The 25,602-nt window shown below is 57.7% G+C and carries 13 protein-coding genes and 1 pseudogene; 7 read left to right on the forward strand and 7 right to left on the reverse strand.

The window, feature by feature from the left end; all coding sequences use genetic code 11:
* Positions 1 to 249: 249 nt before the first annotated feature.
* Positions 250 to 1,389 (forward strand): glycerate kinase, encoded by a 1,140-nt coding sequence (locus AC07XF_RS13380; RefSeq protein WP_495026860.1) that lies wholly within the window; start codon positions 250 to 252, stop codon positions 1,387 to 1,389.
* 290 nt (positions 1,390 to 1,679) lie between these two features.
* Here the strand turns inward: AC07XF_RS13380 and AC07XF_RS13385 are convergent, their stop codons facing one another.
* Positions 1,680 to 2,177, reverse strand: a complete 498-nt coding sequence (locus AC07XF_RS13385; RefSeq protein ID WP_495026861.1) for a hypothetical protein — start codon at positions 2,175 to 2,177, stop codon at positions 1,680 to 1,682.
* 139 nt (positions 2,178 to 2,316) lie between these two features.
* Positions 2,317 to 2,451, reverse strand: a pseudogene (locus tag AC07XF_RS13390) (DUF6124 family protein); the annotation flags it as partial.
* Positions 2,452 to 2,825: 374 nt separating this feature from the next.
* Here AC07XF_RS13390 and AC07XF_RS13395 point away from each other — a divergent pair.
* The 4 genes from AC07XF_RS13395 (at position 2,826) to AC07XF_RS13410 (ending at position 10,436) form a co-directional block, all read left to right on the forward strand.
* A complete protein-coding gene (locus tag AC07XF_RS13395) occupies positions 2,826 to 4,799 on the forward strand; it encodes a hypothetical protein (protein WP_495026862.1) in 1,974 nt (657 codons plus the stop codon).
* A 173-nt stretch (positions 4,800 to 4,972) separates the two neighbouring features.
* Entirely contained in the window at positions 4,973 to 7,174 is a 2,202-nt protein-coding gene (locus AC07XF_RS13400) for an autotransporter outer membrane beta-barrel domain-containing protein (RefSeq protein ID WP_495026863.1), read from the forward strand.
* 137 nt (positions 7,175 to 7,311) lie between these two features.
* Positions 7,312 to 8,793, forward strand: coding sequence for a hypothetical protein (locus tag AC07XF_RS13405; protein ID WP_495026864.1), 1,482 nt, complete (start codon positions 7,312 to 7,314; stop codon positions 8,791 to 8,793).
* A gap of 197 nt (positions 8,794 to 8,990) precedes the next feature.
* Positions 8,991 to 10,436, forward strand: coding sequence for a hypothetical protein (locus tag AC07XF_RS13410; RefSeq protein ID WP_495026865.1), 1,446 nt, complete (start codon positions 8,991 to 8,993; stop codon positions 10,434 to 10,436).
* 46 nt (positions 10,437 to 10,482) lie between these two features.
* Here AC07XF_RS13410 and AC07XF_RS13415 read toward each other — a convergent pair whose 3' ends face one another.
* The 5 genes from AC07XF_RS13415 to AC07XF_RS13435 form a co-directional block, all read right to left on the reverse strand.
* Positions 10,483 to 11,574, reverse strand: coding sequence for a fimbrial protein (locus AC07XF_RS13415; protein WP_495026866.1), 1,092 nt, complete (start codon positions 11,572 to 11,574; stop codon positions 10,483 to 10,485).
* A gap of 66 nt (positions 11,575 to 11,640) precedes the next feature.
* Positions 11,641 to 14,154: a fimbria/pilus outer membrane usher protein gene (locus tag AC07XF_RS13420; protein WP_495026867.1), complete on the reverse strand. Its 2,514-nt coding sequence runs from the start codon at positions 14,152 to 14,154 to the stop codon at positions 11,641 to 11,643.
* A gap of 26 nt (positions 14,155 to 14,180) precedes the next feature.
* Positions 14,181 to 14,933 carry a fimbrial biogenesis chaperone gene (locus AC07XF_RS13425; protein ID WP_495026868.1) on the reverse strand — a complete coding sequence of 251 codons (753 nt, stop codon included), beginning with the start codon at positions 14,931 to 14,933 and terminating at the stop codon, positions 14,181 to 14,183.
* Between the two features lie 88 nt (positions 14,934 to 15,021).
* A complete protein-coding gene (locus tag AC07XF_RS13430; RefSeq protein ID WP_495026869.1) occupies positions 15,022 to 15,576 on the reverse strand; it encodes a fimbrial protein in 555 nt (184 codons plus the stop codon).
* 251 nt (positions 15,577 to 15,827) lie between these two features.
* A complete protein-coding gene (locus AC07XF_RS13435) occupies positions 15,828 to 20,876 on the reverse strand; it encodes an RHS repeat domain-containing protein (RefSeq protein WP_495026870.1) in 5,049 nt (1,682 codons plus the stop codon).
* A gap of 390 nt (positions 20,877 to 21,266) precedes the next feature.
* Between AC07XF_RS13435 and AC07XF_RS13440 the strand changes: the two genes are divergently transcribed.
* Together AC07XF_RS13440 and AC07XF_RS13445 are read left to right on the forward strand one after the other, a co-directional pair.
* On the forward strand, positions 21,267 to 23,075 hold the full coding sequence (locus tag AC07XF_RS13440; RefSeq protein ID WP_495026871.1) for a hypothetical protein: 1,809 nt from the start codon (positions 21,267 to 21,269) through the stop codon (positions 23,073 to 23,075).
* Between the two features lie 59 nt (positions 23,076 to 23,134).
* On the forward strand, positions 23,135 to 25,540 hold the full coding sequence (locus AC07XF_RS13445; protein ID WP_495026872.1) for a hypothetical protein: 2,406 nt from the start codon (positions 23,135 to 23,137) through the stop codon (positions 25,538 to 25,540).
* Positions 25,541 to 25,602: the final 62 nt, after the last annotated feature.

Below are 25,602 nucleotides of genomic sequence, written 5' to 3' on the forward strand. Positions count from 1 at the left end.
GCTGCGTTCGGCGGCGTAGCCGTCGTCAATCCTATGCATGCGGTTTTCTTAAAGTACCGCAGCGTTTGAGTTCACGACGGCTTCGCCGCCGAACGCAGCCTCGCGGGCTCGGCAGCTGCTACGGGTGAGGGTGGCAGGGAGAAGGTTTTGTGGAAATGAACAATAATCCTCAAGGGCGCTTGTGCAGCGGACCGGCGTTATTGTTCATGGTGGCTGGCAGCATGTGGACATTGGAACTGGAGAATTCCCATGAAAATCGTCATTGCCCCCGATTCGTTCAAGGACAGCCTCAGCGCTCAAGGCGTGGCCGATGCCATCGCCCTTGGTCTGGCGGAGGTCTGGCCCGATGCACAACTGCTCAAATGCCCGATGGCCGACGGTGGGGAAGGCACGGTCGAATCGGTGCTGGCGGCCTGCAACGGCGAACTGCGCCGCACTGAAGTGCGCGGGCCATTGGGCGCAACGGTCAATGCGGCGTGGGGCTGGTTGCCCGACAGCCACACCGCGATCATCGAAATGGCCGAAGCCAGTGGTTTGCAGTTGGTCCCGGTGGACCGTCGCGATGCCTGCATCAGCAGCACTTTCGGCACCGGCGAATTGATCCGCGCCGCACTGGACGCCGGCGCGCAACGGGTAATTCTGGCGATTGGCGGCAGCGCCACCAATGACGGTGGCGCCGGGGCCATGCAGGCCTTGGGGGTGAAATTGCTCGATGCCAAGAACCAGTCACTGGCACCGGGTGGTCTGGCGCTCGGGCAACTGGCGAGCATCGATCTGGATGGCATCGATCCGCGCCTGAGTGAAGTGCGCTTCGACATCGCGGCGGATGTGAACAATCCACTGTGCGGCCCACACGGCGCGTCGGCGATTTTCGGTCCGCAAAAGGGCGCCTCGCCCGAGCAGGTCGAACAACTGGATCGCGCCCTCGGACACTTTGCCGACCACTGCGCCAAAGCGCTGGGCAAGGATGTACGTGACGAACCGGGGAGTGGCGCGGCAGGTGGCCTGGGGTTCGCCGCCAAGGCGTTTCTCGGGGCGCAATTCAAGGCCGGGGTTGAAGTGGTGGCCGAGCTGGTGGGCCTGGCCGGCGCGATTGCAGGCGCCGATCTGGTGATCACCGGTGAAGGTCGTTTTGATGCGCAGACATTGCGCGGAAAAACCCCGTTTGGCGTGGCACGCATTGCCAAGCAACATGGCGTACCGGTGATCGTCATCGCCGGCACGTTGGGCGAGGGCTATCAGGCGTTATATGCCCATGGCATCGATGCTGCGTTTGCCTTGGCCAGCGGGCCGATGACGCTCGCTCAGGCGTGCACGGCTGCGCCGCGATTGCTGCGCGAGCGAGCAACAGACATCGCTCGGGTTTGGCAGATGGCAGCCTGCACCTGACAACACCGAAATCCCTGTAGCAGCTGCCGAAGGCTGCGTTCGGCTGCGCAGCAGTCGTGTTTTTTTGAGGCCGTCCGGGCGATCGCTTCGCGCTCGAACGCAGCCTTCGGCAGCTGCTACAGGAAATATCCTCAAGCCTGGCCGATCCAGCTGACACGCGCGCACAAACCTATTCCAACAGTGGCGCCCCGGTTGAACGGCAGCGCCCACGAACTGTCGCGCCTGGCGGTGGATTTGAATGCGATGGTCGTGCGGTTTGTTATTTAACGCGCAGAGTCGTTTGACTGGATCTATTTACGCTCAACCAGTACGCAACTGGCTTCGTTGTGCAAGTTTGGCATGGTATCTGGAGGAGGGCGTTTCCAGCGCCCGGTTTTCATGACACCGGGAACAATGACTTTGTTATTGTCGGTCAGCCAGATCTGGTTAAACATGATCCAGTCTTCGAAGGCGGCGCCTGTGCCCGTGCCTATAGTGGTTGGCTGTTTGACTGTAGTTACGGCAAAAGACCAGTTGTTTTCGTGGTCATCACAATTCCTGGCATCAAATACTGTAACGGTCAGACCTGAGTCAGCGTTGTTGAATGACATGGCGTTATAGTCGTCTGATCGGCAGCCAACTACAGATCTGAAATGGTAAGTTCCGGGTTCTGCGGGGATAACACACCCTCTCTCTATATCCGCCTCGATATCACCGAACAGAATTTGCCCGGCAGCAAAAGAGTGTGTTGATAACAACAGGCTGCATCCCAGCATCAGCCCGCTCGTGAGCGTTTTAAGGTAATTCATGTCTTGCTCCTGTCATGCATCGATTTAGCCACTTAGGCTGTTGTGGCAAAACACTAACAGGATTTCCAAAGTGCGAAACCTAGCAGAACTGCTAGTTCACTGGCGTGGCGAGGGAACAAATTCCCTCGCCATAAACTATCTACTCAGGCGGGTCGATTTGGTCCAGCACACGGTTGGCCGTGATCTCCGCCAGCATCACGCTGTTGGAAATGGCCGGCAGAGCACTGCGGTCTTCGCCGTCCAGGTGATCCACCCGTTGATGGACCGCAAGGTCTTGTAGCTTTCATCAAGTAACCGTAAGACCGTTTAAACAAGCGCTCTGCGGCGATGTTTAATGGGCGAGCTTGCGTTAACGGCCCCTCGTGTTGCGTGTGGCACTGCTTGAGGCACCGGGTCTGATTTTTCAGCTGGCTTGAGGTTGAAGTCGCCTGATTTATCCTTGACTAAACGCTCGCCCTCAACGCAAAAAAAAACGGGGTTACCTGTCAACTCTGACAGTTACGCACTTTCTTAAAACACGGTTTACTTCTCCCACGCGCAGAACGACGGGATGCGTTTGGGTAGTGCCCGCAGTATTCGGTCTGCTTTTCGAACCCAAGCGCCATGGAGCTTCCATGGCGCCAGGTTATGCATACGGAGAGCGACAACATGGCTGGTTCAGATAAAAAACAGCAACAGCTTGCGGCAGGTGAGTCCGCATCCGGCGGGGTCGTGCCGCTGGTGGTCCAGGACCCGGATGTCAGTCACATTGTGATAGCCGGGGATGCAAGCGGGTTGATACCCAAGGCAAAGCTCAACACAGATCAAAAAACCACGATCACCATATGGGGCGGCACGCTTCCGGACGACCCCATGGATACTGATTATTTCTGGCTGCAGGTGACGCGTGCAGGCAGTGACGAATGGGCAGATTTTGAAGAGAAGTCCTATACCGGCGGTGATACCTGGGAGCCTCTGGATTTCAAGATTCCCAAGACCTTCTTTCTGGCTCAGGAAAACGAAGGTGCTTTTGACCTCAGATACAAACATGAAAGTCATCAAGGGCCGATTGACTACTCCAATCGCGTTAAAATCTTTATCGACAAAATCCCTCCGAATGGCGCAATACCGCCAGGCAAAATGGTGTTCTCCGTCACACCTCCCATCACGGAAGCATCTTTTGGCACCGATGACTTCCTGGAAGCGACGATTCCCGACTGGACCGGCGATGGACTCGGCACTCAAATCGCTTTCGGTTGGCTCAAAGGAGAGTTGCCCGAAGATCCCGGGCAGATCGATCTGATCGGCCCTCAACCCATCCTCGGGGGCGGCAAGGTAAAAATTCCCAAAGACAAGTTCCTCGCGGCGGGCGATGGCCTGTGTTGCGGTGGCTACGTCCTGATCGACAAGGCGGGCAACATCAGCGCGCTGTCTCTATATGAACTCATGTCAGTGGCGCTCGGTCCGTTACCGCCCAAGCCGCTGCCCAAACCCGCCGTGGCGGATGCTACCGGTGGCGAACTTCTTCGTGAGGACATCATCAATGGCGGCGTGATCGTCCACGTTGACAAGGTAAACAATGGCAAGTCCACCGACACCATTGTTGTCAAATGGAAAGACCTGGAGCTCACGCCCGGTACACCTGTTGGCCCTAACCCAGCCACCGGGTTCGATATCTTCGTGCCATGGGCGATGATTCTGCAGGCGTACGGCAGTGCGAAAGGCGTTGTTGATACTCCCGTTAGTTACACGGTATTTCGCGGCGTCGAGCCTTTTGGTTCAGCAATTGAAACTGTCAAATGCAACCTGTCCATCGCCGGGCCGGAAAACCCTGACCCGGAACCTGGCAACCCGAACCTGAAAGAAGTCGCGATTTACGGCCAGTCGGGCACTAAAAACGAATTGATCGATACCGATGAAGACGAAGCCATTCGCGCCGAAATACTCCTCGTCGCACCGCTGGAAGACGGCGATACATATCAGGTCATGTGGAATGGAAAAGCCATCGGTGTTCCTTATGTCATTGATCTCGCCAACGACAAGGAGGGGGACACAATCGAGATTGATCTCGACTGGGACGTGATCCGCGGCGAAGGCCCAAACGCAACCATGCCGGTCTGGTACGTGCTGACCAACCCGGCCCACCAAAACCCGCAGGAGCCGGCCCCCCGTACCAAGGTCAGTATCGACTTCCTGGTCCTGAAGTTACCCACCGCCGAAGCGCTGCATACCCAAAATAACAACGGACGGGACTTCAACTGTAATTCGTTGCGCTGGAATGCAGCCGGCACCGAATACGGCTTCGAATACAGGATCCCGCCGAGCGCCCTCTTGAAGAAAGGCGATGATGTCAAGGTTGTGTGGGAGGCCTATCAGAACTATACGACGCCAATCGCGATGCCCGCCCTCAAGAAAGAACGCACCTTCACCGACATCAGCCAGGAACAGGCCGATAACGGGATCGTCTGGCTGATCGAACCCTACGCCACGCACATCGAGCCTATCTACGTCAAAGGTGTTTCGTGGGGAAAAGGGGAAGTGTCCTACACCATCACGGGAAAACCTGCCGCGTCGGATCCCACCAACAATCGGGTTGGGCTGTTGCAAGGCGAAGGGAGCTGCGAGATACCGCCAAAGCCTTGAGCAAGCAGGCGAAACAGTAGCAATGACAGAAGGTCCGGATGCCGCGCGGGCACCCGGATTCTTCTGGCAGCCAGCTTTCTTATCCGGGATGTCTTCGGATAAGTCCTACATACCGCTGGATTCACCTTCTATAGCCTGCGCTGCTTTCTATTCCCCTTGCCCATGGTGCCTATATGTCCACGGTTCATTTGTTCAAGCTGCATCCGCTGTCCCGGGCTTTGACGCTGCTATCGATCACGCCTTTCTTGCTGATGAGTGAGGTGGGCTATGCAAGGGTGTTGAACCCCGGTGAGATCCTGAACATTGACGGCACCACGGCTCCTGACAAATACGTATTGAACGGCGCATCGGCCCTGAATGCCAATGGCAGTGCAACTCGTGATATCACCGTCAACAGTTCCACCCTGAACCTCAATGGCTCCACCGTAGAGGCGACCAGAGCCAATGGCGTGCATTTGAATACCGGCACGGCGAACATTACCGGCAGCAACATTTCAAGCGACCGGATCGGTCTGGTGGTCAGTCGCGATCCGGCGGGCACGCAAGGTTCCACTGCAACCGTCAGTGGCAGCACGATCACCGGCGTGACCAACGGTGCGACGGTCAATGCCTTGAGCAGCCTGACGCTGAATCAATCGACGCTCAAAGGCACCGGCCCCAACGCTGGTGGCCTGCGCATGTTCGGTGGCACCGCCGAGGCCAATGGCAGCACCATCATCGGCAGCCGAAACGGCATCGACATCAACGCTGATAACGCGATCAATACTGCCAGTACGCTGGTCTTGAACCAGACGACAGTTCAGGGGCTCAATGGCTCGGCGATCGCCGTGGATGCCGGCAGTAGCGGAACTTCCCAGGCGAACATCGCGGTACTCAACGGCTCTACGCTATCGGCCAGCAATGGCATCCTGATGAACGTTCTGCGGGGCGCCGAAGCCAATTTGCGGGTTGGCAACAGCACGCTGGTCGGCGACATCGTCGCGGACGGCAGCAGCACGGCCAACGTGCTGCTGGAAGACTCCGCCACTTTGACCGGTCGGCTGGAGAACGTGCAGAACCTGGGCGTCAACAGCAATGCCCGTTGGGTCATGGTCGGTGACGGCACGGTGCAAAACCTGGCCATGAATGGTGGTGCCATCCAGTTCGGCAACCCGGGCGAGTTCTTCAAGCTGAACGTGGGAACACTGTCGGGCACTGGCGGTACGTTTTTCATGCACACCGACTTCACCAGCGGGCAGGTCGATACCCTGACAGTGACCGGCACGGCCACTGGCAACCACACCGTGGCGATCGATTCCAGTGGTACGGAGCCTGTGGGCGCCGGTGCCATTGCGGTGGTCCACATCGGTGGCGGTAATGCAACGTTCAGCCTGGCCGGTGGCGCCGTGGATCTGGGGGCATTCCGCTATAACCTGGTCAAACTCAGCGACACCGACTGGTACCTCAATACCTTGACTCGTACCATCAGCCCGGGCACGCAATCGGTGATCGCGCTGTTCAACGCGGCGCCAACCGCCTGGTATGGTGAACTCAGCACTCTGCGCAGTCGCATGGGCGAAGTGCGCATGGACCACGGCAAGGCTGGCGGCTGGATTCGTGCCTACGGCAACAAGTTCGACGTCGATGCGGGTTCGGGTGTCGCCTACAAGCAAGTCCAGCAAGGCCTGTCGTTCGGTGCCGATGCGCCGCTGCCGGTGGGTGACGGACAATGGCTGGCAGGTGTGCTGGGCGGTTACAGCAAGTCCGACCTGGACTTGAGCCGTGGCACCAGCGGCACCATCGACAGCTACTACCTGGGCGCCTACACCACCTGGCTGGATGAGCCGAGTGGTTACTACTTTGACGGCGTACTCAAATTCAACCGTTTCCAGAACGAGTCTGATGTGCACCTCAGCGATGGCAATAAAACCAAGGGTAATTACGACAGCAATGGCGTCGGTGCGTCCCTGGAGTTCGGTCGTCATATCAAACTGGCCGACGACTATTTCGTTGAACCCTTTACCCAACTGTCGGGCGTGATCATCCAGGGCAAAGACTACGATCTGGACAACGGCCTGTCCGCCGAAGGCAGTCGCACCCGCTCGCTGCTGGCCAAGGCCGGGGCCACCGCAGGTCACAACTTCAAGTGGGATGACAAAGTGGTGCAGCCATACATTCGCGCCGCGTATGTGCATGAGTTCGCCAACAACAACGAAGTGAAGGTCAACGACAACCGCTTCAACAACGACCTCTCGGGTTCCCGTGGGGAACTGGGTGCCGGCGTGGCCATATCGCTGACCGACAAGGTCTCGATGCATGCCGATTTCGATTACAGCAACGGCGACAAGATCGAACAACCGTGGGGAGCCAACGTGGGTGTGCGCTATCTCTGGTAAGCGCGCTGGCCCATGAGGTGAACGGCATCGGGCGCAAGTGCGGTGCCGGCCATCACGGCGTTGAATGTTCATCAGGATTTGCGGACACCCTGGCCCTTGCCATGGCGTGTCCGATTTTCAGTGACGGAGAACATGAAATGTCAGCATCCAGTTCTATCCATCAACTCGATCCCTCGATGACCGCGCCGTGGACACGGCCGGCTCCGCTGCCTGATGTGCCGGGAGGAGAAGCCAACCTGTTGCCTCGTTCGGCATGGGCCGATCCGGACAACCCGCTAAGAGTCAAGTTCAAGCCGTGGTACGACTTACCGATCGGTGAGGGGGGCAGCGAGAGTGTATGGGTGTTTCTGGGTAACAATGAATCGAATGTCATCGGTTCCAGAACATGGACGCTGCCCATGGATGCCGACGATCATTACGTTGAAATCAGCGCCGACAAGTTACCCCAGGGCGAGCATCGGATCAGTTTCATCATGGAAAACTTTCAAGGTGTGAAGGCGCGGTCCTTTCCCTACACGGTTACCATCGATAAACAAGAGCCGCTGCTCAACACCATCAGTGACCTGATTTTCCCTCCCGACGTTCTCCCCCCCAAAGCGATCACCGCCGACTACCTGGACGCGCAAACCCCCAAGGACCAGGTACTGGCCATCGTTCCCGCGTATAGAACGGCGGCACCGGGGGATGTGGTCGTTGCAACATGGAAAAATCTTGCCAATGGCAGCTCGGCCCAATTGCGCACTGCACCGCTGACTCATCTCAATTACACCGATCCGGTCGTGGTCACATTCACCGGCGACTTCATCCGCAGCATGGGCGACGGGCAGCGTCAGGTGACGTACCGGGTTGAAGACCGTGCCGGGAACCCGAGTGTCGAGTCGTTATCAGTCGATCTGCTGGTGGCGGCCATCCGGCCGCCACGCTATTTGCCAAACCCTTGGCTCGTTGAGATTGGCGACTTCCCTTCGGAGAGTGGTGTGCTCGACCCGGAAAAAACTCTGAGAGGGGCCACCGCACGTATCCCCGATGACGCGGTGTATTACAAGGAGGATCGGCTCGAAGTACAGTTTGGTGTGCCAGGCGAAACCGGCTCCATCACTGTGCCCGTTGTTGCGGGCGCAAAGACTGTCTTGATTCCCAAGGAATGTATCGCAGCCTACCTGGACAGTACCCTGCCAGTGACTTATCTGGTTCATTTAGAGGACGGCCCACCTCTGCCGTCGAGGCCCTTGAGCCTGAAGATAAGCGCGTTTTCTCCCGCCAGGCTACCCGGCGCCCAATTGGCTGCACCTCATAGCGATCCCGTGTACAAGAGCGGTATTACCGCAGCGGGGTTGCCGGTTTTCCAGCGTACCTGGGCCTACATCAGCAACCACTGCCTGATCACGATCACCGTGTCAGGCACCGGTACGGACAACCAGCCGAAAACCTTGACCATTGTGAATGCGCAACCTGTCACCGACGAGCAAGTCACCAAAGGAGTGTCGGCGGCGGTGGCCCAGGCGTTCATGTTCGGCTTGAAGAACGATGTGCGTTTCAGGGTGCAGACGCAGGTCAGTTTCAATCAGGGGCGCAGTTGGTTTCCCTTTACCCTGCTGTCCCCGATGTTGCGCAACTGAGGGGGCACGCGCGGTACCAGCCCCGTTTGAACGGGGCTGGTAGCAGGTACCAGTTTTGTTGCTGAAGAAGGCCACTCACAGGGTCAGACCTGTCATATCTGACAGTATCCCGGTGTCTGGATTTGGGCATTAATAGTCGCTCTGCATACAGCCGGGCGTGACGTCTGGTTCGTTGCTCTTCTTTGACGGAGGTCATGATGTCCAGACAACAAAGTTCCAGCGAGAAAAATATACTTCGGCTTCAGCCCAAACCATTCACACAGGCGATGCTTGATGAAGTGGAGGGCTGGGAGGAAGAGGGTCTGCTTCCAAAAAGCATTCAGGGCAAACCTCTGAAGATTGAATTTGTCCCTTGGGCCAACAGTAATCCGTCGCCGCAGAATCCGGAGTCGGTGACGCTACGATGGAATGGCATCGAACTTGGACCCAAGGAGTGGACGGCACCGATTGCGCCGGATGACTATTTCATCGAAGTGCCTGCCGGTTGGTTGAACCCTGGTCAATACGATGTGGACTATGTATTGGATCTGCATACCGGGACCGATTTTTCGGAGGTCCGTGTACTCACCGTTGACATCGAGCCGGCGGAACTGGCTGCCGACAGTAAACTTGTGTTCGATACCGATACCATCGACATGAAATACCTGGATGACAACAACGATGTTGTAAAGGTTGAGGTTCCTCTGCACTCGCCCCGAGCACCGGGGGACGTGGTGATCGCGACATGGAAAAACCCGTTGAACGGCACCGCGGAAGAGATCCGGACCGAGCCCCTGACGGCTTATAACTATCAGTACTCGATCTACCTGGAGTTCACCAAAGACTTGATTCTCAAGAGCGGCGACGGCGTGCGGCAGGTTACTTACCGGGTGGAAGACCGCGCCGGGAACGTAAGCACCGAGTCCGCTCCCGCCGTGTTGCTGGTGGCTGTGATCAGGGCGCCACGTTACTTGCCAAACCCCTGGATCGCCGAGATTGACTCTGAACCTTCGGACAACGGTGTACTTGATCCGGAAAAAACCCTGAGAGGGGCCACCGTGCGCATACCGGAGGAGGCGGTGTATTACGAGGAAGATCGGCTCGAAGTGCAGTTTGGTGAGCCCGGCGAAATCGGTTCCATCACTGTGCCCGTTAGTGCGGGTGCAAAGACTGTATTGATTCCCAAAGAATGTATCGCTGCCTACTTGAACAGTACGTTGCCAGTGACCTATCTGGTTCATTTAGAGGACGGGACGACTCAGCCGTCCAAGAATCTGACCCTGGAAGTACTCGCATTTCCACCCGCCAGGCTACCCGGCGCGCAATTGGCTGCACCTCATAGCGATCCCGTGTTCAAGAGCGGTATTACCGCAGCGGGGCTGCCGCTTTTCCAGCGTACCTGGGCCTACATCAGCAACCAATGCCTGATCACGATCACCGTGTCGGGCACCGGCACGGACAACCAGCCGAAAACCTTGACCATTGTGAATGCGCAACCTGTCACCGACGAGCAAGTCACCAAAGGAGTGTCGGCGGCGGTGGCCCAGGCGTTCATGTTCGGCTTGAAGAACGATGTGCGTTTCAGGGTGCAGACGCAGGTCAGTTTCAATCAGGGGCGCAGTTGGTTTCCCTTTACCCTGCTGTCCCCGATGTTGCGCAACTGAGGGGGCACGCGCGGTACCAGCCCCGTTTGATCGGGGCTGGTAGCTGTCATTGATAAGTGATGGTGAAACTCAAGGACCCTTCGGCTTTACCGGGGCGGATGTCGACACTGTTCTTGATCTGATAGAAGCGCGCCTTGAACGCCAGCGTCTTGTCCTTGCCATCCTCAATGGCACCGAACGAAACATCGGTGCCCAAGGGCACGGGGGTGACGCCATCGTCACGCAGCACCTGAATGCCCATTCCGGCGGCGGTCGAGCCAGGGCTGAGGTTGACCACACCATAGCTGCCGTCATCTTCCGGGATCGAGCCGTTTGCGCCATCGAGGCGGATGTGCGCATAGGCCCGGTTGGCATCGTAGGGGTCTGCGACGCAACTGGACAGGCTGATGGTGAAGCTGGTTGGCGGGGTGGTAAAGCCGGGATAGGCGAAATCCTTGGCGTCCCAGTCGCCCAGCGGAACCGGATCGACGCTCACCGGGTTGGCGCCGACCGCGCATTGCGCCTGGATGACCGTACCCCTGATGCCGTAGGCGAAACCCTTGCCGATATCCGAGAAGTGCCCGTCGAAAATCTGCCGGCTCAGCAGGTGAGGGCCGGGTGGAATCATGCCGGTTTTTACCAGCGTCACCTTGCTCCTCAGGCGTGAAAGTGTGAAAGGCGAGAGCAATGTGCGGCTGATCTGAGCATCGAAGGGCACGATGGGCGGGCCACTTATCGGCACGAACGAGTTGTCCGCCACGCCATCGAAGCCAAACTCCAGGGTAATGCGGGCGCCAACACCAGGGATGTTGGTCATGAAAATCTTGCCGTTGGAGTCTACGCCACCGATGGGCTCGTGGAACCGTCGGTCGGAGGGGGCGACAGGTATGGCATTGAAGTTCTGTACGACGCTGCCATCGTTACTGCAGGTGATCCCCTGGGGACCCGGATGGGGCGTCTGCACGAACTTGTCGATGACACCGATGACGCTGCCGACAGGCGCATCACGCGGAACGTAGACACTGCCCACATCCGCCTGAAAATCCAGCGGACCCGGTGTCGAATCCCATGAGCAGGTGTTGGCCATGGCCGGCGCGGCAAGGTGCCATCCGGCCACGATACCCGCCAGGCTGATCGCCCGGCGCAGTGATAATTTCATGTGTGTTTTCCTTCAAAGAGCGGGGCGCCGTGACCCTTGGGCCGGCGCCGTTTGAATGGGCTCGCCTTAATGGCAGGTCGAGGTCTGCAAGCGATAACCCTGGGCCTGCTCCATGCTTTGCGGGTTGACGTCAAGGCGGCATTGCTGTCCGCTCTTTTCGCCCCAGCGCACCTGCAGGGTTTGCGCGCGATCATCCGTACTGAGCATGACCTGACCAGCCTGTCCGACGAGGCCGATCACGGCATCCTCGGCATCGCGCACTTGCGCGCCGAACGGCAGTGGCTGGCCGTTGAATGTGGCGCTGATCACCAGGCGGCTGATCGAGCGGGCCACGAAGGTGCTCTTGACCACAGCGCCGCGTCGGGGCACGACCTGGGTGGTGCCATTTTCGATTTCGACGTCAGGGCCCAACTGGTCGGTTTGCAGCTCGACGTGATTGACCCGATAAGGGCGCAGGTAAGGCACCAGGGCGTAGCCGCGCTCATTGGTGCGCACGCCCGGCGCGTTGGCGATGCCGACATCCTTGATTCCCGGTACTTCAACCAGCCCCGCGGTTTCACCCAGGTACGGACCCAGTTCGATGCCGTCGCCATGCAGCAGCACGGCGCCGGTGGCGTTGACCGATACGTTGCGGTAGTCGGTGCCCTGACTCACACCGGCGCCGACGTTGCCCAGCGCTGTTTGATAACCCATCGACAGTTCCGCCGACCGCTGTCGGTTGTCTTCATTGGCCACGGCGGCGCGGTAGTTGAAGCGGTTGTCATCAAGCGTTCCGTTGAGGCTGGCGCGCTGGCTGTAGGTGCTGCCGTTTTTCTGCAAGTCAAACGTCGCCGAGTTGGTGTGCCCCAGATCCAGCGGCAGGGACACACTCAAACCGAACTGGCGATCGCTGTGTTCATTGCGCCCACTCAAGGACTGGCTGGCAAACAGCGTGTAGCCAACGCCCCGGTGTTGGGTGTTGAAATTGAACTGAAACTGGCGACGCTCGTAGTCGCTGCGCCAGAAGTCTTCCTGCGAGAGGGTCAGGGTCAGCGAACTCTTTGGCGTCAGGTTCTGATAAACCGCCGCCTCCAGTCGGCTGCGGCGACTGCCACGGAAACTCGAATCCTGGCTGCGCTGGCGCACGGCCTCGTCGAAATCGCGGTAACCCTCGGTGGAGTAGCGATAACCGGCAAAACGCAGACTGGTGCGCGTGGGGAACGTCTTGCCGTACTTGATGGCGTAACTCATGCCATGCACCGAATCCAGGTCCCGGGTATCGAGATCGGCGTCGGAGCGGGTGACGTCCAGGGCGAGGGCGCCGATGCCGCCCAGATCCTTGGCGACGCCGACGTTCATCGCCCGGTAATACTCACCGGTCATCAAGCCGCCATAAAAGGTCGAGCCCCAGCCGCTGCCCATGGCCAGGGTGCCTTGCCAAAACAGTGGATCGTCGATGTTGTTGGCGGCGTTGTAGCGGCCCACGGCCGCGTTGTAGCGCCAGGTGCCTTCGCGCAACAGATTGCCCAGGGTCGCGTAGGGTTGGGTAAAGCGTCGCACCTGCCCATCGGCTTCGGTCAATACCACTTCCAGTTCGCCGCTGCCGCCGCCGGTGCTCAGGTCGTCGATCACGTAGGGGCCGGCACTGACGTAGGTGGAGTAGATCGGATAGCCGTTCTGCCGCACTTCCAGCCTGGCCCGGCTCAGCGCTACACCGCGAATGATCGGCGCGTAACCTTGCATCACATCAGGCAGCATGCCCACGTCCGAACTGATCAGCGCACCCTTGATCGGCAGGCTCTTGAAAACATCACCGCCGGTGAAGGCTTCACCCAGCGTCAGGTTTGCGTTCAGGCCGGGCAGGTCGCGTTGCGCGTAGGTATAGGCGCGAGTCCATTGACGATCGCCGCGACTGTCCTGGCGTCCGCTCTGGTTGGTACGCAAACGCCATGGGCCTACGTTGATCCCGCCGTTCAGATACAGGTCCTGGCTGTTGTTGGAGCCGTAGCGGGTGGAGCCTTGCTGCGCTGAAACCTGATAGTTGAGGAACGCCGCGTTGATGCCGTCGTCCCAGCGCTCGGGGTCGACATAACCCGTCACATTGCGGCGCATGGCGATCTGCGGGATGGACAGCGCCAGTTGCAGGCCGCCACCGTCGAACTCGGTTCGGGCACCGTCGATCAAGGTGGCGAGATCGATGCAATCGGACTGAAGCTTTTCAGGATGAGCGAGGGCGTCGAGCTTGATGCCGAACTGGTCGAGCAGTTCTTTAGTCAGGCAAGGTACAAGCCCTTCAGAACCCTGCTGCACAAAGTCGAGTTCATGTTTGCCCAGATACTCGTGGTTGACCCGAACTTCCACCCGGTAACGGCCCGGGCCCAGGTCCTGGGTCTCGGCCAATGCCTGCAAGGCCAGTTGCCCGGCATCGGCCGGTTGCCCGACACCCTGATGCATGAAACCACTCTGGAAGGTCGGGGACGCATTCGCCAGTGCCGGCCCGGCCTCCACAAGGGCGGCGCCGCCACTACCGATAAGAAAAAGCTGGGCAAAACGCTGGCGGGCGGGCACGCGCCAACGACCCTTGAAAGGGATCATCGTCATCTTCCTGTTATGGATGCTATTGGCGGTCAGGGTTTGGTCTGAACGGGCTGGCTCATCGACGGTGTAATACCGCCGTAGTCATTGATGGTGGTAAACGACACCTGCATGCCGGGGCCGGACTTCAGGCCAGTCAGCGGGTACACCTGGCGATCGAGCGGCGCAACCATCGGCGGGGTCGCCAGCGTCTGCGACTGGCCGTTGGCGCTGACTTCGAGGCGGTGGAAGGTGTAGTGAAAAGGGGTCGGGTTGTTCACCACGAGGCTGGGTTTACCGCCGATGTGCTGCACCGACCATTGCAGGTCCTTGAGGCGCACATTCGGGTTGTCCTTCAATTGGCTGGGGCGATAGAACAGCTTGATGCGCGTGCGGATGGCAATGTTCAGCACGTTGCTCTGATCGCTTTCGACTTGCGGGATTTCCTGGGCATTGAAGTAAAACAACGACTCACGGTCGGTGGGCAGCGAGTTGGGCAAACCGTTGATTTGTACCTGTTGTTCCTTGCCTGGATTGACCCGGAACAACGGCGGAGAAACCATGAATGGCACGGCCGTGGTGGTGTCGTCGGCCTGGGTGTTGACCCAGGTCTGCACGGCATAGGGTTTGTCGCTGGGGTTGGCGACCACCAGCGAGACGTTGCGCTTGTCGCTGTCGAACACCACACGGGTGCCGCTGAGCGTCAAGGCGCCATGACTCACCGGCACGTAAGCTGACAGCAGCGCGGTCACGACGCAGGGGAGTGCGGTTCTGCCGCGACAGAACGCTTTGATCGATCCGAACATGAAAATACCTCAGGGCGATGCGCGCGCCGGGGCGCTGGCGCATGCGCCCCTTGAGCGCAGCCGGGCGCTGCGCTCAAGGGGTTGCCGATTACGGAAGGGTGACGAGGAAGTTGATGTTGGCGATGACCGGGCCCGGCACGACGGTCGCGGCGGTGGAGCGATATTTCGCATTGAAGATCATGCGGGTTTCGCCGGTGGCGTTCAGCGGGTAGGCCTTGGATTGCGTGCCGCTATCGATGTGCTTGCCGTCGTTGTCCTTGATTGCCAGGGCAACGCCGGAAGCGCCGCCGGTCTGGATGCCGTAGTAGCGGCCACCGGTGCCCGCGTTGCCGTGGGTACTGTCGAACTGCACGGTGGCGGTATCGCCAGGGGCGAAACCACAGACCGCACCGTCCTTGATGCGCAGCGCAAACTCGCGACCGCCCACTTCGGTATCGGCGGCGCCGCCGAAGTCAGGAACAGCGACGCTGCCCAGGTTGATCGGGCCGGTGGCGCCGGTACCTGGATCGATGGCGTCGACCGGGCAGGTGTTGGCGTTGATGTTGCCGGTGAAGTTGATCTGGCCAACGCTGTTGGCGAACGCCGAAGTGCCTGCCACGCTGGCAGCCAGACCCAGGGTCAGTGCGAGTAGAGTCTTGTTCATGTTGCATATCCTTGTAGGTCCGACCGGAATCTATGAACCGAGACAACACCGGTGCGGCACTCTTGATTGAGTGTTTTGAAGTTGAAGTAGGGATGTCGCTCTGTCTCGGCGCGCAGATTTTAGGAGGGCGGGGGAAGGGGATATATGAGAGAACTCTCAATGAGGCGGGAGGTTGGGAGGGGAGATGTTTAAGGGTGTTTCGGGCAAAAAAATACCGGGTAATCCATGGAGGATTACCCGGTAAGTGAAAGTTATGAGTACAGGTATCTTCGTGGTGCCATCGGCGGTATCACTTTAGGTTTATGAACATTCTGTCTTCCGCGAAAGTATTCCTGTCCGGGGAGCACGCCTGAATCAGGGGTGTAGCGCGTAAGGGTCTTTTCATTTATTGATGCAAGCATGCCGGCTTGAATGCTTTTAGGTAAAGTTGCAGGGGCTGGTTTGATCGGTTCGACCAGCGCGTACTCTAACCGATCCGCGTCGGGAAGGACGCCCCATTCCATTTCAATATCAATATCAAAGAGTTTTGCTGTCCGTGAACTGGCAGCGCTCATTGTCCGAGTTGTACTTACTGAATCAATTGCAGTCGTAGTGGTCGTGTTCTCTGAAAAGGATAGCGCAGCGGAGCTAGAGCGGGTTGTTGGGTTAGCGGTAGTTGTTTTCGTAGTGATTTCGGTCGAGTAGCTAAAGACCTTGGCGGGACCACTCATTGCAGGCATGGGCGGTTTAATAGTCTTAAAACTCGGCAACATCAACCAGTTCAACCCAAACCCGATCCACAGCATGGTCTCCTGCGTCTTCGCATCTTTTGCCGCCATTGTTCCGCCTTCGACCCCCAGTCCCGCCGCGAATGAGCCCCATGTCACGACTTTCGCAGCGGTGGTAATTGCGGCGGTGGCAGCGATTACACCATTGAAAACGGCCATTACGGTGCTCGTGGCCGCGCTCGCCGCACTGGCAACGATACCGGCTGCCAGTGCGAGCGGAACGGGGTTGAACGTCACAATACTCAACAAAATCCCCAATCCAAGCGCGGCAGCTCCCGTACCGTAAATGAACGCCGGCTCCCGAATAAGATTTCCTTTGACGTAATGCCCCGTCGGGTCGCTGAAGGCAATCGGATTGCCCGAGCAATACATATAGCTATTAATGCCACCGGCCCCGAACGGACTCATCGAATCCGGGCTGTGGAAACGCATCAGGCACGGGTTATAGGCGCGATAACCACGACCGAGCAGATACCAGCCACTCGCCGGGTCGCAGACTTCGCCGTTGAAGGCCAGCAAGCTCTTGAGGTTTGCATCACCGCTACGCTCGCCGTAGGCGGTATACACCGCCGTACGCAGTTCATCGGCCTGGCTTTCGGCAATCACCGATTGCTTGGCATCCGTCAGCAGCAGCAAGGTTTTGCTGTCGTCTCCCGGCGCCTGTTGCCCCAGCGGCTGGCCACCGTTGTGCAACAGCTGAGTGTGCCGGCCATCCTGAACCATGTCGCTCAAACGGGTGCCTTCGTAGAAGCGCAGCAGCTCCGGTTCCCCCTGCGGTTTCACCGCCACCAGATGGTCATGAGCATCGTAGTCATACGCTGTGACAGCTTGCCCCGCCGCCGTTTTCACCCCCAGCAAGCGTCCCTGGCTGTCATAACTCAATTGTTGGCCCAACTCGTCATGGGTCAGATTGCCGTCTGCATCGTAAGTGAAGTCGGCCAGCAGCCCTTGATAGTCCGCATGGCTGTGGGTGACGCGCACCAGTTGGCAAGGGTCGTCCGTTGCGAAGCCGAACTCGGCGATGTCCTTGCTGCCGTCAGCAAAATCGGTGCGGCTATAGATGATGTTGTCCAGCGCGTCGAATTCGAAGTACTGCTTGACCATGGCATTGCCGAAACGGTCCTTGGGCAAATCGTCGCCGGCGTACTCGTGCAGCTCCAGGCGCCCGCGCAAGTCGTAGCTGAAAGTCTCCAGCAGCGCCGTCTGGCCGGCCACTTTCAGGTGGCGGGTGTGCACATTGCCATCGGCCAGGTAGGTCAACTCAATGCTTCGTTCAGGCTGCAGTGCCTGCCCCTGGGCATTGCGCAGTGCCAGCGTGCGGTTTTTTTCCCGGCCGATGTCGTCAAAGGTCAGGGTGGTGGTCAGCTTGTTTCCCGTGCCGATATCGGTACTGGTGGTGCGGTACTGGCGACCGCAATTGTCGTATTCGAAGGCGGCTTGCAACTGGCATTGACTCACGCCGAGCAGACGGCCGTTCACCGGATCGTAATTGGCTTCGGTCAGTTGCCCGCCAACGTCGGTACGATTCAACTGCCGACCCTTCAGCGAGCTGCTGTAACGGGTCACCCACGGGGTCGGGTTGGCGGCTTCTTTCCAGATCTCTTCGCGCAGATGTCCGGCATTGGTGTAGGCGAAACTGTAGGTGCCCCGGGCATTGGTCGAGGTTTCCAGGTTGCCGTTGAGCACGTCGTAATCGAAGGTCGCGTTGCCTTCCGGTGGCTTGATCGCGGTGGGCTGTGTGGTCAGGCCGGGTTTGTATTCGTAGTGGATGTCTTTGCCGGCCGCGGTAACCCGTCGACTCGGTTGAAGCCCGCCGGCCTCATAGTGCAACTGCTCGACACGTCCGCCAACGGTCGATTGCGTCAAGCGTTCCAGGCCATCGAAGCGTTGCTCGCCCACCCGTATGGAAGGCAGCAGGATATTGCCGGGCTGCACCGTCAGGCCAGTCACCAGCGGTGTGATGCTGTGGGCAGCGTAGGAACGACTGATGACTGTTCTGTCGGGAAGAGTGTTGCTGAGCAAGCGGCCGTGGGCATCATAGCGGAACCGGGTGATACGGCCCGCCGCGTCGATTTCTTCCGTGCAATGGCCGAGCCCGTCGTATTTGTAGCGGTGCAGGCTGGCGCGATTGCCACTCAAGTCGAACTGCTCGGTCTTGACCGGTTTTTCGAATCGGTTGGACAGAGTGACAGACTTGCCCACACCCTCGATCCATCGTTCAGTGACGAAGGTGATCGGACTTGCCTGCGTATGCCGGGTGATGCCGTCGGGACCGGTCACGCTATTCTGGTTGCCCCACAGATCGTAGGTGTAGGTTCTGGTCAGTCGCAGGTCTGTCTTCTGCAGCCAGTCGATCTCGGTTTCTATGATCAATTGACTGAGGGCGTTATTAAAGGCTTCGTAGGTGCTACGGAAGACCGGCGGGTTGCCATCGGCGTTGTCAAGATCCTGTTGCTCTTCCCGGATCGAACGGCTCAGCCCGTCGAACCAGGTACGGATTTTGACTTTCTTGACGTCCACCATTTCCTGGCCGGCGAGATCGGTCACCGGCGCTTCGCCCTGACCGGCCGGTCGAATCAGCGTGTAGCTGAAGGAACGGGTTGCAGGGTAGGGCGTGTTGGGGGCTTCGGTCTCTGTCAGTACGCGCCCCAGAGAATCGTAGGTGTACTTGACCTGCTCATCCTTGTCAGTGATCAGCATCGGCTCGCCGGTCAGCAGCGAACGTTCATGGGTAACGCTTTTGCTGACACTGTCGAAATCGGTAGTCAGGGTTTCAACTGTACGCAGCACCGATTCACCGGCGAAGGTGGCATGGGTGGCGGCCTGTTTGCTGTAGGCGAATTCGGTAGAAGTGGTAAAGGCGGGCGAAACGCCTATGGTCACAGCCTGGCGCTGGCGTCGACCGTGGGTCAACTGATTGGTCGGCGCGTTGATGTAGGAATAGACCGCACGCTGTAACAGTTGCTCAGTCGCCTCCATGACCTCCAGCAGGCGTTCTTCAATCAGCGCGACCCAAGGCGTAGAGCTGCCGCTGATGGGCGGCATCGACTCGTAACGGTAGCGCGAGCACAAGGTCGCCGCGCCGCCTTGCACGTCGGGCACGAGCGCCGAATCGGCGGAGGGTGTCACGATTTTTTCTCGAACGTGACGCACGAATCCATACGGGTCCGCCGGACAGTCACCCGCAACACCTTCGGCCGGGTAATAGGCAATGGTTTCAGTGATGCCATTGGCCTGGACGGTCAGGATCAGGTTGCCATGGATGTCATAACCGGTGATTTTTTTGTCTTGCCGCCAACTGCGCGGGTCGTCGGTCAACTGCCAGAGTTCGGTGGTTTGCCGGGGTAGCTGGCAACGCCGGTCCTGCTTGTCGAACGGATCAGTGTCATTGGCGTAGTAGGTTGTCTTGAGCGTTTTTCGGGCATTTTCCTGGGTCGTGACTTCTGACGTCATCAAGTGGAAGCGATTGAAGGTGCGTGTCACGGTGCGCACCGCAACATTGACCACCATCAGGCTTTCGGTTGACTCGTACAGGTAGTCTTCGAGGACCTTGTACAGGTTGTCTTCGCCATCATTCGTCCAGTCGACCGGCGCGTTGTAGCCAAGAAAGTTGTTGCCGCTGTAGGTGTATTTCAAAACGATCGGTGGCTGTCCGCCACCCGGCTCTGTGACATGGTCGGTGACCCGCGCCAGATTGGGGTAGCCGGGATTGCCTGGAAAACCGTGCCCCGCATCGTTGTATTGAATCCTTTCGTGAGCACCCAACGGGGTCCAGACTTCCTTGATGCACAGTTGCTCGCGTTCCAGACCGTAGAGAAAGCGCCAACCGGCCTTATTCGCGGTCGGCAAGGTGATGCGCGTCATCCGGTCGCCTTCCAGCTCCAGGATGAACTTTGCCGACGGCACGCCGGCCACGGGCTTCACCAGGATATCGATGCTCTTGGCAACCAGATTGCGTTGCACCTCCAGCAATACGCCTTGACTGTCCCTGATAGTGCCCAACATCCGACCCTCACCGGCACTTTGGTAAGTCAGTGTGACTTCGTGGCCTTGCGGGGAGTACATCCTCACTGGCATCGCAACTTGCGGCGTGGTGCCGGTGAGTTTGAGGATTTCCACCAGCCCGGAGTTGTGCACGACCTTGTATTGGCCTAGCGGATCACCAAGCTGTTCGTACAGTTTGAAGGATTCGATTTTCTGCTCCTTCATCACCATGCGACGGGCATTGGCCGGATCCGTGCCGGTGACTTTGAAACTTTCCCCACTGTGTACCGAGATGATCTGAGTGCCAGGGGTGTATTGCGTCAATCCCAGGCTCCAACCCTTGCCATAACCGGCATCAAGGGTATTCAGCGGGCTAAAACCGAGTCTGAGCGGGATAGCCGGACCGCTGAGGTCACATGTTTTGATCTCGGGCAGGGATATCGACACGGTATATAAACCGGTGCGTTGATCGACACCGGAATCAACGAAACTTTGAAAATTGAAGGCGTTGGAATGTACGGCGGTGGGAAGGGCGTTAGAGGTGGTCATGCGATAAGCCTCAAAAAAACATGTGTGAGCTACCGGCGGCCAACGCTTCGTGAGCGACTCGCAATTAAAGACGCTGTGCCGCAGTAGTTGTCAGTTGTTTAATACCCTGCAAAAAACAATCACTGCTTTGTATAGAGAACAAAACACTTTTTACGCAGCGCCGGCATCAGCCTGGAGTTTCAGCTGATGCCGGTCTTTTGGCTGCTCTGCTAATGAATAGAGAAACTGCACGGGTTAACTGAGTCACGACACTATCAGCAAATTCAGAGCTGCGAACCTAGCAGTTCTGATAGTACCCAAGTCCTATATTCAGGCGTAAAAACTGTTTTCAATGAACACGGCCCACATTAACTCGCCGACAACAATTGCCTGAATTCAAGGAAACTCAACATGATTGCTCCGAACCCTGCGCCCACAGTCCCCGCGATAGAAGCCGACAATGCCGTTGACGTGGTCAAGTTGGGTAGTTCGAAACTCATGACGTATATCAAGTATCCCGGAATCGAGACCGGTGATACCCACTTGATCCATTTGAATTTTCGCGGCTGTGCGGCGGACGGCACAGTGGTGGACGAGCTCAACAACCAGGTGGCGGTGGACCTGGACAAGCTGACCCCTGACGGCATGCCGGCCGAAATAGAAAACCATACGATCGTCAACCTTGACCAGGGTTGGGCCTTCTACTCGTACCGGGTTGCTATAGCCGGCGCCCCTGCTGGCGACGAATCCCGGCGAATATTTTTCTATGTGGGCAAACGCGGACGGGCGAGCCGGGCCCTGCCGGTCTTGCAGATCAAGGAATCCCACGACCTGCACCTGGACCTGGACAACGCCCCGGCACAACTGGGCGTGCGCCTTGTGCCGTACGAAGCCATGGCGGTGGGTGACATCGTCACGTTGCATTGCCGACGATTCGAAGCTGACGGCACCGAATACACGCCGGCCCTTGCCTATCCCACCGAAATCACCAAGGCCGACCTCGACAAACCACTTGCCTTGTTCCTCAACAAGAGCGACTTGCGGCGGGTCAACGGCGGTCGCATCGAATTGAACTACGGCATTCAGTACGCCGGCACGGCCACGGAAAAAACCCTGTCGGCCACGCAGAACTTCCAGTTGGTGCCACCGGCCACGGCCACGCTGCCGGCGTTGAAAATCGTGGGTCACAGCGCAGGGCCGATCAATCCCGAACAATATCCCGAGGGGCTGCGGTTGCGCATCGAAGCCTGGCTCGGTATCAGCGTGGACGATGAAGTGTTGTGTGATGCCTCCTCCGGCAATGACGAGGTAGAACCGCTGATCCTGCGAGCGCGGGTGGATCTTTCGACCATCGACAAGGGTTTCATCGAGTTTCTGGTACCGCGGTCATGGGTCGATGCCAGCAGTGGCTCGCCGATCGAGTTGCTTTACCAGTTTGCCTGGATCGGCAGCGCGATGTCCGCCGCTCCTTACCCGGCAGTGATCCGGGCGCCGTTGTATTTGCCGATGTCGATTGTGGAGGGGGCCGTTCCGGGGAACGATCCGGTGGAAGGTGAGGGCGAGATCGAGGCCGACGTGCTCGTTACCTCGGGCATCAATATTCGAATCGACGACAAGGCCAGCTATGGCCCCAATGACAGGGTCGAAATGTTCTTCGACGGTTTCGGCAATACCGGCTCTCACTCTGTCACCACACCGACGGCCCCCGGCGGTCGTACGTTCAACATCCCGGCGCAATACATTCCGGCCAACATGGGTAAGAAGGTCAACGTGTATTACAAGGTGACGCCGCAGGGTGAAACCGTTGCCTATACATCGCAAGTGTATGTTTTGCGGGTGCTGTCGGTGCCGCTTAATCGCTATCTGGCGATTCAGTCCGTGCAGGCCCAGGCAACTGGCGGTCGAATTTCCATTGCCGCAGTCCCCGCGCAGGGCGAGAAATTTTCCTTTACCCGTGGCTGGGCCTACATCCGCGAAGGCCAGACATTAAACGCAATTCTGGTCGGTAAAAATGCGGCAGGTGCGGAGTTGACTTACCCGATATTCAACAACCATGTCGTCACCAAACCGCAAGCCGACGCAAAGTTGGTTGAAGCGCATGTCAGTAAAACCGAATTGCAGAAGTTCCAACTGGGCACCGTCACTGTTCGCGTGACAATCATTTATGAGCCTGGCGCTGAAACAAAACTGACGGATGCCAGATTCACCTTGGCAGCTTGATCAACTATTGGTCGCACCCACCTAACTTGCGATTGACCAATCGCCAAATGAAAAAAAGGATGAATGCCATGGCAGCTCGAAGAGTGACTTATAACGAATATCTGGCGTGGGCAGCACTACGGCCGCGCACTAACGATTGGAGTGCATTGGTGGCTTATGATCGTGACAAGTGCAATCACTTGTTGCAGCAGGAGTACATCGACAAGCATGACAAGAACTCCTTGATGCCACCGATCAATAAAGAATATGCGACGGGCGAGACAACCTGGTATTGGCTGAAGGATTACCTGACCGATGCGGCGCGATTGAGTTTCGAAAACAACCCCGATGGCAACGGCGGCAATGTCGCCGAGGCCAACATGAGCATGGCGATTGTAGGCGGCACCGAGATTGAACTGTACAACAACACCAGTGGCGGAACGGAGGTGACGAAGATCAGTTCCTTCGACCCACTCGATCACCCTGAACTCAAAGCCGACCGGGTGTTGCTCAAGGACATCCAGGGTCAAGTCGGTAAGGATGGAAGCGTGGTTCTGGACCTGGGTGATCCGGCAGCACAACGCTATATGTGGGAATTGACCGGCTCGCGCATCCAGCATGTGCGCCGTGTAGGTGGGGCTTTTTTCAAACGTATGTTCCGCGAAGCCGATCCGGCGCGCAGGACTTACAAGCTGGGGCAATTGGCTTATACCGAGCAGGATTTCCTCAAACCGGCGAAGTTCAAGCTGCGCACTGTGATGGAAGCCGGGGCGAACGTCAGGAACGCAGCGAATTTCGGTAATGGTGCACTGGAATTGCGTATTGCGATGAAGGATGAGTTGGAAGGCGGGTTTCCCGGGGATGATTGGTTGTATCCGATTCCGAGTGATATTCCGGGGATTGATGCGTGCATGATGATCAGCAACCAATTATTCATGAGGAAAATAGTTGGTGGAGGTGCCTCGCTGGCATTTGATGCTCCGAACGTAAAATTTGAAGAGATTCGCGATAGTAAAAATTTTATAGAGATGCTTAAAGTAGAGCCTGGTCCCGGCTCTATAAAAATTCCTGCTGTTGAAGTTCGCCATCCGAATGGGCGTTTATTAAGATTCTCGGAGTTCGAAGTGCCTATTTGGATAGATCTGAGTCATTTGTTGACCATGACGAAGGTTGGGGTTGGTCATGTTAGAATTGGTATGGGGCATGGGGCGAGCGACAGTAAGGGTAATGAGATTTATATAAAGATAGATGATGATGAGGAAAAATTAACCTACATTGCATTGGGCGCGAATGGAGATTTTACTTTCGCTATTAGCCCGGATACGCAAAAACTGACGGTTGGAGTCACTAACCTTACTGCATCCATGGCTTTGACGAGGAACGGCGGTATTCCTGAGTGGCTGGAAGATTTTATTACCGCTCCTGGTTCAGCATATCAAAATACGATGACAAATCATTGTAAGGAGGTGCTGGCGAAAGTATTTAGCTCACTCGCATCCGTTGACGTCTTTGTGCTAAACAGCCTTTTGTTCAACAGCACAGACGCGGTACAGCTTAAAACCGTTGATACACAAGGCGACCTGATCAGCTTCGGCTCCATCAGCCCACGCCTCACCACCTTCGCCATCGACCCCGCGGAAAAACTCCTGGGTTATGGCGCTACCCACACCTTCACCACAAAACCTGCCGTGGCTGGCGTGAAATGGAGTGTCAGCAACCTCGATGGCAGTACCGCGGGCGCCGGGCAGATCGATGCCAACACCGGGCGCTACACTGCACCGGGGCTGGACCAGATCGACGGTACTTACAAACGAGTCAAGGTCACTGCTACCGGCAGCAGCAGCACGCCCCACGTCAGCAAGGCGCTGGTCACCATCGCCGCCCGGGCCGTCACCCTCAATCCATTGGTGCAAACCTGCCAAGCCTCGGGCGCTCAAGCGGAAACCCGGCAATTGACCGCCAACTCCCTGAGCGGTGCGTTGAAATGGTCGGTGATCGGTGATGGCCGTATTCCGGAAAATGCCAACCCGGATCGCACCAACCTGTATACCGCGCCGCCGAAACAGGATGTGGGTGTCACCAAACGCTCGTTTACGGTTGATGAAGTCAAGGTGACAAACACCGCGACTCAACAAACCCAGTCTTCTTTTGTTGTGGTCACCCACGATAAACAGAACCTGGTGATGACCATGAAGCTGGAAGGCGCTAACAAGGCGAAGTTCACCGCGACATTCAATGGGCAAAATCCGGAACCGACCTGGGACATCTTTCCCAAGACAGGTGCAGGCACTATCGATTCGTCCGGCTTGTATACGGCAGACCCGAACAGTCATCACCAATTTGCGATCATTACGGCACGAGCGGCAATGGGTGAGTTTTTCCTCGGCGACGCATTCTTTATCCAACCCTTGCCACTAGGCGCCTTCCCCCCAAAACCAGACCCTGAAATTCCTCAAGGTTCACTGGACGGAATGCCCCAAGTTTAATCATTGCGATTATTAGAAGTTTAACCGTTGTCATCCAGCCCTCTGGCAAGTTCAGAGGGCTC

This window comes from Pseudomonas sp. GW821-FHT01C01, assembly GCF_059422645.1.